Below are 7,481 nucleotides of genomic sequence, written 5' to 3' on the forward strand. Positions count from 1 at the left end.
ATTCTATAATAAACCTCTTCGTATAAAATTATAAATCCTATCAATATTAGTTGTAATTACAAATCTTATTTTTGAAGGATATGCAGATTTATTTATTTCCCAACCTTGATTTGTATATATAGGGAAGTAAAATTCAAAGATATTAGGGATAAAATTAATTTTAATTCCATTTTCATAGAAAAACTCAGGTGATTGGTTTCTGTTTTTTAACATGGCAATATCATTATAAACCTGAGTCCATTTCCAAATACTAACGCTAGAATTCGCAGCTAGTATAAACTGATTAGCTGTTTTTGGGGTATTGTATTTTGATTTAAATCCTGCATCAGAAATAACAAATTGTTGGCTAAAAAGCCCAGAACTTTCTGATCTTCCAAATAAATTATGCTCAAATAAGTAATCAGAGCTTCTGTTTAATCCAAAACTAAAATAATCACCAATAGAATTATTGGTAATAAACATTCCGCCAAAAAAACGAAAATCATAACTTTTGTCTGAAGCAAAAAACTTACGATACCTCACATCAGTAGATAACTTTGTAAAGTTATTACCCAATTCAAAATTAACTGCATATTGAAGTCTTTTAATAATATTAGGTTTGTTGTAGATATATCTAAAGTTAAGTACTTTGTACCTATCCCTTTCGGTGATTTCAGCTCCAGGTTCTACTTCTTTATTAATATAAAATAATCGAGTAGTCAAAAATTTTGACCCCACATCTCTTAGTGTTTTTCTTCTAAAAGAAATACTTACAAAAGGGGCTAGTGAGTTATAACCTAATTCAGGAGCATAATGAAAATTACTACCACTAATACCGTATCTGATTTTATAGATAGATGAATTTTGCATAAAATGATCATATCCTATAGAAAAAGCTCCCGTAAAGTTTTTGCTTTTCGTACTATAGTTTGGAGTTATTGAAAAGTTAAAATTATGAGGAATAATTGGTTGGTTGTTTATTTTAATTCCTAAAATGACTCCGTCGTATAAATTATATTTAAAATCAGGTTTATAAAAAATTTGATTGTAGTAGGGGTCTTCAACATCTTTTAAAAATCTTAATTGAAAAGGTTTACTCAACAATTTATTATCTGTTGTTCTAAAGTTGTTAAGAGAATTATATTCAGGATAAATATTCTCATAGTTTAAGGCTAGTTTATTAAAATTTCCTTTTTTTATTTTAATAGTCTTTATCGAATCGATATTAGTAACCCATTTTTTAAATTTAATTTTCTTGTTATTAATACCATATAAAGCTACTGGAGCCGAGAAATTACGCTTATTTTTTATTGTTACAAGTAAAGAGTCTTTTTGTTGGTTTTCTTTTATAGAAGTAATTTTATAATCTATTTTTTTTGTTGTTTTTAAATAATCAGTATAAAACCAATTTAAGTCTTTCTTGGTGTTATTTTTTAAAATAGATTTGAAAGAAGTACTTGGTGCTGTTTTTAAGTGATTTTTGAATAAATATTTTTTAATAGATTTTTGAAAAATACTATCACCAATAAAATCTTGTAAATATTTAAAGCCTAAGCCTATTTTATATTTACTAACAATTTTTCGGTTAAAGTTCGATAAAGAGTCAGCTGGTGTTGATAATGATTGGTCATAAAACCTTCTAGCGCTAAATTGATATACAAAAGCAAATTTATCACCTTGTTTAAGTTTACTTATATTATAAAATTTTAAAGGCCAGTAATTTGAATATTTACCTAGAATCGTTGTTTTAGGATGATGCTTTTTTAAATACTCCATCATTAAAAATGTTTGTAGTCCATCAGAAAACCAATAGTCATTACGTTGATTATGAAGTAAAATATCATTAATGTATTTAGAACTTAAGGCTTTAAAAAAGTTAATTTCCCACCTAAAGTTTTTAGGAAATGGTTTAAGCCAACTCGGTAGTCCATATATTTCATGTAAAGAGTTTTTATTAATAGTATTAGCATCAACAAAAATTTCTGTATGTGGGTGTTTACCTATATAACTTTCTATAAATTGAATTTGTTTTGTAATAATACTAGTAGTAGTTTTTAATGATATATTCTTAGTATAAGCATCAGTTTTAATTTCTTGAGTTTTTGTTTTAAAAGATTTGAATTTTTTTCCCTGATTGATATGCAGAATAATATCTTTCTTTTTATTACCAACTAGGTGGTAACTAGTAGTATTTTCTTTTTTAATTTCAGATTGATATAGGTTACTTTCTAAAGTGTATTTCTTGGGTATTTCTATTTTAATAACATAATTAGCAACATCTTGGTATAAATCATCAATATTCAAATTACTCATAATGTGCCACTTTTCATTGTATATGGCTGGAACTATTTGCCAAAAGCGTAAATGATAACCCATTTTAGTTTTTCCATAACCAGTAAATTTAGCACTCGGAACTTTGATAGTGTACATAATAGAAATTCTGACGCTATCTTTTGGTTTTAAAGGTTTTTTTAAAGATACTTCAATGATATCTGAATGGTTTTCAAGCTCTTTAAATGGAACTTTTAGGTAATTAAGAGTTAGATTTTTAATTTTAGAATAGCCCTTTTCTTTTTTTTTGGAGAAATAAAAATCTTTTTGATAATCTTCAATGAAGCGTTTTCCTAGAGGAGTGTTATTGTTTTTAAAGCTATTAGCCCAATTGTGTAGAAATATTTTTTTTAGAGGAGTGTCCGATTTATTGTAAAAAATTATTTTTTGCTGAATATCTAATGTATTAACACTATCATTTAAACGTATTACTGATTTTATTGAATTTGTTTGCGCTATACCTATAGCGCAGTTTAAAATGAATAAAAGAAAATAATAAAAAGAAGTGTTTTTCAAAATACCAAAAAATAAAAACTCGTTACATAGGTAACGAGTTTTAAATATAGTTTATTTTTTTAGAAGTTAGGCTTTAATTCATATTTAGCATAGAATTTATTAAAATGCTCAACGGCCTCATCTGCTGTATCTACAATTCTAAATAAATTTAAATCTTCAGGACTAATATTTCCCTCCTCAATAAGAGTGTTTTTAACCCAGTCAATTAATCCGCTCCAGAATTTTTTACCAACTAAAACAATAGGGAAACGACCTATTTTTTTAGTTTGAATAAGAGTGATAGCTTCAAAAAGTTCATCTAAAGTACCAAAACCACCAGGCATAACAACAAAACCTTGAGAATACTTTACAAACATAACTTTTCTAACAAAAAAGTAGTCGAAATCTAAACTTTTTCCTTGATCAATCCAAGGATTATCATGTTGTTCAAAAGGTAACTCTATATTAAGTCCAACAGAGGTACCTTTTCCTCTATTTGCACCTTTATTACCAGCTTCCATAATACCAGGTCCACCACCAGTAATAACACCAAATCCGCTTTGTGTTAATTTAAAAGCAACTTCTTCAGCTAATTTATAATATGGATGATCAGGCTTTGTACGTGCAGAACCAAAAATAGATACACATGGTCCTATTTTACTAAGTTTTTCATATCCTTCAACAAATTCTGCCATTATCTTAAAAATGGCCCAAGAGTCATTTGTTTTTACTTCATTCCAAGTTTTCTGTTGTAATTTTTCTCTAATTTTTCTATCGTCATTTGGACTCATACTCATGTAATTTTTAAATTTAATTTCTTTCGAAGAAAGCCTGCTAATTTAGTGTTTTTTGTTGTTATACATTGATAATGATAAAATAATTTATAGTAAAAATTTACTTCTAAAATCAAAGAACAATAGTAATCGTTATTTATGGTGACTTAATTTAGAGTTTTACCTATTGCTTTTTGAGGTTATTGAATGTATAAAAAATAGTATTTAACATGTTTTAAAACAGTGTTTTATGTTTTTTTTAAGGCGATTTTGATGCTTGCTTTGTAAAACAAAAAATTAACTTAAAATAATTTAAAAATGCAAAACAAAATAAGTTATTCATCAGTAATGAATATAGTAGATCATGAAACTTTCGGATCTAATGAACGAAGAACTGTTAGAAATTCAGGGATATTTCTTTTAGATAGTTCAAAAAAAACGAATCAACTGTTTTTCATGGGGAAATGTGGAGGAGAAGTTCGGATAGAACTAACTATTAACTTCCAACAAAATACAAATGGTACATTATCAATTAAAGAATCAGCAAAACTTTACGAGGGAGCTTCAACTAATAGTAGAGATTTAGATGGTAAGGCTTCAAAAAATACACTTGTAGGTATAAATGAAAATAAAACAATATCATTTAGAGTTAGAAATACTGATGAAGGAGGAGATTATGCTGATATTACATTACAGGTGTCAAATGTAGTGATAGATGAAACTGATTGTGAAAATAGTATTAAGGCAAAAGCACAAACATTGGGGAGTGGTTTTACAGGAAGTGCTACGTCAAATATTAATAGCCCTACATCAGTAAGAGGAGGAAAGAGAGTAACTTTTCAAAAGTGTGACATTTATTGCTCTCCACAAACAGGACCTCACGAAATACATGGAGCAATTAGGCAAAAGTATAATTCTGTTGGAGGTCCAAATAATGATTTAGTTATACCAGCAACCGATGAAACTACAACTCCAGATGGAAGGGGGAAGTTTAATCATTTTACTGGTAATGGAAGTATATATTGGCATCCTACAACTGGTCCAAAATTAGTTAGAGGAGGAATTCGTCATACTTGGGCTAAGACAGGTTGGGAGAGAGGTACTTTTGGTTATCCTACTTCTGATGAAATTAGAATTGATCCAAGCAAAGCAGAATGGTTTAGCGATTTTCAAAATGGAGTTATTTATTGGACAAAAAATAAATCAATAAAGCCTCATACAGCATCTTTAAGCGGTGCAAAAGTTAGAAAAATGTTTGAGAAAATATTTAAAGAAAAAGCAAAGGATCAGAAAGATTTAAATGTTGAATCTGTACGTATTTCAACCGTTAGTGATACTGGGTATGATTTTACACGTAGTAAAAATAGAAAGGTTACTTTCAAAATTAGCGGTAATTATGAGAGTGGTATTTTTTTTATTCCTAATCCTTCATATACAATAACGTTAAGAATTGCTTTTGAGAGTGATAAAAATCCAGATGGAAAAGTAGCATGTACTTTAAAAGCAAGATTAGATCATTGGCATATCCATACATCGGGAGTAGGGCATGATAAATTATTAAAAGGATTAAAAAAAGCAGTTTTAGAGGGGTTTAATAAACCTTTTGAATTAGGAGATGTACCTAAAAACACAGGTTTTTTAAGTTTTAAAGTGATGAAAAATGGAGGGATAAAATTATATTTTAAAGGTGATGTATTAGGAAGTTTTGCAGCCTTAGTTGCGCAAAAAAAGCTTGATAAAATGTAATAGATTTGTTTATTAAATAATTAATATATAAAAGAGTTGGCTTCAAACCAACTCTTTTTTAATTAAAGCTTTTCTTAACAAGAAACACCTTCTCCAGCTATATAATGACATCTTCCTGCTATTACTATACATGAAGTTTCATTTGTTGGAGGACAAATTGGATTGTTATAACAACAAATAAACCTTCCTCCATTAATTTGTTTTTGTTCAATTCGATTTAACGTTTTACCTAAGTTTAAAATTTGTTTTTTCATGATTAAAAAATTTAGAATTTAGTAATCCTTGATCATTTTAAGACACCCAAGGTTTTGTCTATTCTTCGCGAGAGAATTTCTTTTATTTAATAATATTTTTAAGTTGATAGAAAAATCGTTCTATCAAACGTAAATCTTCAGTTATTATGTTAGCTGTACCTTTCATCTCTTGCCTAAACTCTATGTTTTTATCATAAGTAGTTTTTAAATCTTGAGGCAACATTACATCTATTAAATAATTTCCTTCCGCATCTGCTATTGGAGATATTGATTTCACCTTTCCATTTAATTCTCCAAATTCATCTGAAGGATAATTCAGTAATTGTATTTGTACTTTTTGGCCTTTTTTTATTTTCCCTGAATTTGCTGCAGGTGCTTTTATTTTCCCAATAAAAGAATCACTTTTTTCGGGAATTATTGTAAATATTAAATCTCCTGTTTTTACAGTTTGATTTTCACTCCAGAATGTTAAAAATGAAACTTTTCCATTTATTGAGCTAGTTAAAGCGTATTGCTTAAGCCAATCTTTTATTGCTTTTTGTAAATATAAAAACGACTGAATAGCCTTTTTCTTTAAACGAGTGTCGTTTTGTGTTTTCTTAATAGTAGTTCCTACTAAGTTTTTCTTTGAATTATTAATAAACTCTCTTAATTGAGAAATTGAACTTTCTGAATTTTCATAAGACCTTTTCGATTGTAATATTTCTATTTCTTTTTGCTCTTTTTCTTTAGCTGAAATAACACCTTCGTTAAACATTTTTATACTTCGTTCTAAATCTTTTTGTTTTATTTCTAGTTCTTTTCTGCTAAACTCTCTTTGGGAACGTAAAATTTGTAATCGTTGTTTAGCTTCAATAACAGTCATCCTGTTAGCAAAAGATTCTGATTTGTATGGTGTTAATTCTTTATTTAAAACATATTCGGAATATTGATTTTCAAATTGAGAATAACTGGTTGTAATATCTCCTAATAATAAAGGAGGTAACTTATCAATGGGAAAAGAAAAAATTTCTTTTTCTTTATTTATTGTATCTGTAATACTTTTTAATAATAAAACATCTTTATAAGAAGCACTATTTTCTATGACAGCTAATACTTCATTTTTAGTTACTTTTTTCCCTTCATGTGTTAAAAAAACTTCAAATTGGCCAGCTGATTTTGCATAGATTTTCTCTGGGGGAAAAGAAGTAGTTACCATTACCTCTGTTGCTATTACATCAGGATATTTTACAAACCAAGAAATGAACAATAACATGATAATTAATAAAAAAAACAAAGTGTTTCCCCAACGAATCATCCAATTAGGCACATAACTTAATATTTCTTGTACTTCTTCACTTCGTATTTCTATGTCTTGATTATTTTCTGGCATATATTTAAATTTTAATCAATACAGATTCTTATATGAGAACCTGTATTGATTTTTAATAGTTTAATTATTGAATTGTAATTGCTTTTTATTTAACCTAATTGTAATAAAATACCTAATTATTTTAGTTTGGTTAGCTGTCGGAATTTTACTATTTGTAAGGAATTATTGTTATAAAAAACAATTTTTATTCTTTTATAAACAACATTGTCCGTTAACTATTGTACCTCTGTTGGCACCACCCATTCCATTTGGAACAGCGCAAGCGTCTCCATCTTCACAGTCAAAAGCACAGAAAAAGAAAGGAGAGCAAGCTCTTCGTCCTCCATTGATTTCTTTTTGTTCAGCTTTGTTTATGGTTTTTCCTAAATTTAAAATTGATTTTTTCATTTTAAAAAGATTTAATTGGTTTGTTAAACCCTTGATCATTTTAAGACATTCAAGGTATATGTCTATTCCTCGCGAGAGAATATTTTTGTCATGACCAATGGAGTGATCTAATTTTAAAGAGAGAACTTCGTTATTTCATTCCTC

6 protein-coding genes are annotated in these 7,481 nt (G+C 28.0%); 1 reads left to right on the plus strand and 5 read right to left on the minus strand.

The window, feature by feature from the left end:
• Positions 1–3: 3 nt before the first annotated feature.
• Both DS884_RS18155 and DS884_RS18160 read right to left on the minus strand, forming a co-directional pair.
• Complete coding sequence (locus DS884_RS18155) at positions 4–2,826, minus strand: aminopeptidase (RefSeq protein ID WP_233487191.1); 2,823 nt, start codon at positions 2,824–2,826, stop codon at positions 4–6.
• Between the two features lie 59 nt (positions 2,827–2,885).
• Positions 2,886–3,596, minus strand: a complete 711-nt coding sequence (locus DS884_RS18160; RefSeq protein WP_093869078.1) for a TIGR00730 family Rossman fold protein — start codon at positions 3,594–3,596, stop codon at positions 2,886–2,888.
• A 300-nt stretch (positions 3,597–3,896) separates the two neighbouring features.
• On the opposite strand from DS884_RS18160, the gene DS884_RS18165 reads away from it, so the two are divergent.
• The gene (locus DS884_RS18165) at positions 3,897–5,324 is read left to right on the plus strand and encodes an LGFP repeat-containing protein (RefSeq protein ID WP_113787770.1); all 1,428 of its coding nucleotides are present in this window, start codon (positions 3,897–3,899) and stop codon (positions 5,322–5,324) included.
• 74 nt (positions 5,325–5,398) lie between these two features.
• Here the strand turns inward: DS884_RS18165 and DS884_RS18170 are convergent, their stop codons facing one another.
• From DS884_RS18170 to DS884_RS18180, 3 genes are all read right to left on the minus strand, one after another.
• Positions 5,399–5,578, minus strand: coding sequence for a hypothetical protein (locus tag DS884_RS18170; RefSeq protein ID WP_093869077.1), 180 nt, complete (start codon positions 5,576–5,578; stop codon positions 5,399–5,401).
• Between the two features lie 82 nt (positions 5,579–5,660).
• Positions 5,661–6,950: an HlyD family secretion protein gene (locus DS884_RS18175; RefSeq protein WP_093869923.1), complete on the minus strand. Its 1,290-nt coding sequence runs from the start codon at positions 6,948–6,950 to the stop codon at positions 5,661–5,663.
• A gap of 192 nt (positions 6,951–7,142) precedes the next feature.
• Entirely contained in the window at positions 7,143–7,337 is a 195-nt protein-coding gene (locus tag DS884_RS18180; RefSeq protein WP_113787771.1) for a hypothetical protein, read from the minus strand.
• Positions 7,338–7,481 lie beyond the last annotated feature (144 nt).

This window comes from Tenacibaculum sp. E3R01 (assembly GCF_003318185.1).
In the GTDB taxonomy this organism is placed as follows: Bacteria; Bacteroidota; Bacteroidia; order Flavobacteriales; family Flavobacteriaceae; genus Polaribacter; species Polaribacter halocynthiae.